Origin of the sequence: Mycobacterium sp., from assembly GCF_049281135.1 — a bacterium.
GTDB lineage: Bacteria > Actinomycetota > Actinomycetes > Mycobacteriales > Mycobacteriaceae > Mycobacterium.
Map to the genome: position 1 here is coordinate 1 of NZ_JBAPRN010000201.1, position 2,608 is coordinate 2,608.

Consider the following 2,608-nt stretch of genomic DNA (forward strand, 5'->3'; position numbering starts at 1 on the left):
CGATGAGCCCGCCCCGGTCGTCGTCGATGGCCACCGGGTTCTGCTCGGCGGCGACCATCCACGTCTACCGCCTGCCGTCACGCGGTTGCGTACGTAAGCGGCTGCTCGGCCTCGTGCATCTCATCCAGGAGTGAGCGACGAATCAGGTAGAACATCGATACGAACCAGCCGCAGAACACCGTGAGCGGTATCCAGAATCCCAGCACGCCGTTCCACGCGAAGGGTCCGGTCTTGAAGAAGAACAGTGCTTGATCTGGGAGGAACGCGATAAAGGTCATGATGCTCTGGTAGCCGAACCATCGCGGAAATACCGGGTGTGTGCTCTTGTCGTTGAATGCGACGACGACGATGACGACGAACATCGGCATGATGAGCGACAGAGCGCCGAGGAATTGGAGCCAGGCGATGTCGTTGAGCATCCGGGTGGTATCTGCCGAGCGCTCGGTGGCTCGCCAGGTGCTGGCGATCCACCACAGCGGGGGGTAGAAGGTCAACAGGGCGTTGGAGTAGCCGGCCATGGTCATGGTGCGGGTCAGTGGTCCGGTGCGCCCCTCGAACCGGGCGACGTAATCGGCCATCGTCGATGTGAAGGGAATGAATACGGCCGCGCCCCACATCACAATGACCATGCCGAGGCGGATGCCGACGACGTCCCGCCGGAAGAAGCTGGCGATCTCCTCGGCGCCTGCCGAGGGCTTGTGCAACGGGAAGAATCCACCGACCACCCACCAGCCGAGCAGTAGCAGCGCGATATAGCCGATGCCGCACCAGGCGCCGAACAGATTGGTCTTCCGGATGACGTTTTCATGCATGGGTCGGCTCCTTTTCGATCGAAACTTGACGGAGATCCGGCGTCCAATGATGCGTGGTGTGGAAGACGGGCAGGATTCCCGGCGCAGCGTTTACCACGTATGGAATTGCCTGCAGGCACGGCGCTGCGACTGCGTGGTAGCTGGCTTCGAAATTTGGGTTCCCGGGAATCGCATAGCGTTCACCGGTCTCGAAATCCGCCTTCAAGTCGATCACCGTCCGAATGCTGGGCCGCCCTTCGACGGACAGCACCCAGCCGGTGACGTTCGCCTTCACATGACCGGGGACGGCCTTGCCGCCCGCGTGCCAGTTGTATTCGATCTGGAAGAACGGCTGGTCGCCAAGTTTGTCGAGATAGCCGCTCCACCGCGTGGTGTAGCAGCACACCGTGCCTTTTTCGATCAGCAGGCCCGAGGGCGTTTGGATGTCTTCGGGCGCGACCGGAAAGATGCGCTCGACGGTGCGCCGGTCGTAGGTGACGCCCATCATCTCGGCCCAGGCGTAGGTGACCATCTTGCCGTAGTTGTCGCCGAACGACAGGCTGTCGGCGTTGGCCTCGACTTGTTCCCTGGGCTGGCCGAAACCGATCACCCGCAGGGTGTCGATGCCGAACGCGCCGACATCCCAGTTCTCCTGGATCTGCGCGTGGCGGATGTCGGTGCACATGCTCGTCAACGCGGGTAGCACCCGGTCGCAGACCGTGTCGGGGTCTACGCCGGTGGCGTGAAAGACCGACCGCCCTTTTCGGCAGGCCGCTTCCAGACGATCTATGAAGGCCTGATCCTTGACGGCTTCCAAATGTTGGTACGGAAGGGTCGTGATGACATTCTTGCCCGCTTCGAGCAGCGCAATAATCTCGTCGTCAGTGTGGTAGATCCCCATGTCCAGGGCGCTGTAGATGACGGCATCGCAGTCGATGCTCATGACGGCGGCCGCGTCGGTGCTGACCGTGACACCGATCTCGCCGATGCCGATCAGCACGCCCGCGTCGGCGCCGTGCTTGCTCTCGCTGTAGGCGCGCACGCCGACCAGCCTCAGAGCCGGGTTGAGCGTGCATTCCCTGATGCAAATCGCGCCAAGGCGGCCGGGGCCCCAGACAATAACCCGAAACGGGTCTCGCATCTTTCCCCTATCCCATTAACGTTAGGCCGGCACAAGCCTATGGTTGGGCCGGAGGGACTGAGAATGGCGAATCCGGTCAGGATGCGGACCAACCAGGACGATTACCGCCGGCCGGCCACCGGCGAGCTCACTCGGCTCCGGCCCGCCAAGATCAACTTCTACCTCAAGGTCATGCTGCAGCAGGGATATCCCGGCGAGCGGGTGCTGGCGGGCACCGGCATCGGCGTGCGGGATCTTGCCGACCCGCTGTATCTGGTGGAGATTTCGAAGTACATCCGGATCATTTCCAATATCAACCGCCTGTCCGGATCTGCCTCCCTGGCCTTCACGCTCGGCGAGCAGTTGACCCTGGGTGACCTCGGAATCCTCGGTTACAGCGTGATGACCTGCGAAACTTCAGACGAAGCGACGCGGCTGTGGCATCAGTACAACCCGGTCTTTTTCGGCAATCTGATTGCGATGGATTTCGCGCAGGTCGGCGATCAGCTGCTGCTGACCTATCTTCCCCACCCACATATTCGTTCCGAGCTGCTGCAGTTCCTGATCGAAGAGAAGATTGCTTGCGACATGGCTTTGCAGCGGCTGATCGGCATCACGAAGTTTCCCGTTGAGCGACTGGCGCTGACCTACTCGGAGCCGGCCCATCTGCACCGTTACCGGGAACTGATGGATTGTC

Annotated in this window: 3 protein-coding genes; 1 reads left to right on the forward strand and 2 read right to left on the reverse strand. The window is 61.7% G+C overall.

Going from position 1 to position 2,608, the window contains the following annotated elements; all coding sequences use genetic code 11:
* Positions 1-77: 77 nt before the first annotated feature.
* The gene (locus WAN02_RS08330) at positions 78-812 is read right to left on the reverse strand and encodes a hypothetical protein (protein ID WP_422263682.1); all 735 of its coding nucleotides are present in this window, start codon (positions 810-812) and stop codon (positions 78-80) included.
* A complete protein-coding gene (locus WAN02_RS08335; protein ID WP_422263683.1) occupies positions 805-1,932 on the reverse strand; it encodes a hypothetical protein in 1,128 nt (375 codons plus the stop codon). The genes WAN02_RS08330 and WAN02_RS08335 overlap by 8 nt, the downstream gene beginning before the upstream one ends.
* A gap of 63 nt (positions 1,933-1,995) precedes the next feature.
* On the opposite strand from WAN02_RS08335, the gene WAN02_RS08340 reads away from it, so the two are divergent.
* Positions 1,996-2,608: AraC family transcriptional regulator ligand-binding domain-containing protein (locus WAN02_RS08340; RefSeq protein WP_422263684.1), on the forward strand; the 613-nt coding region annotated here is incomplete at its 3' end.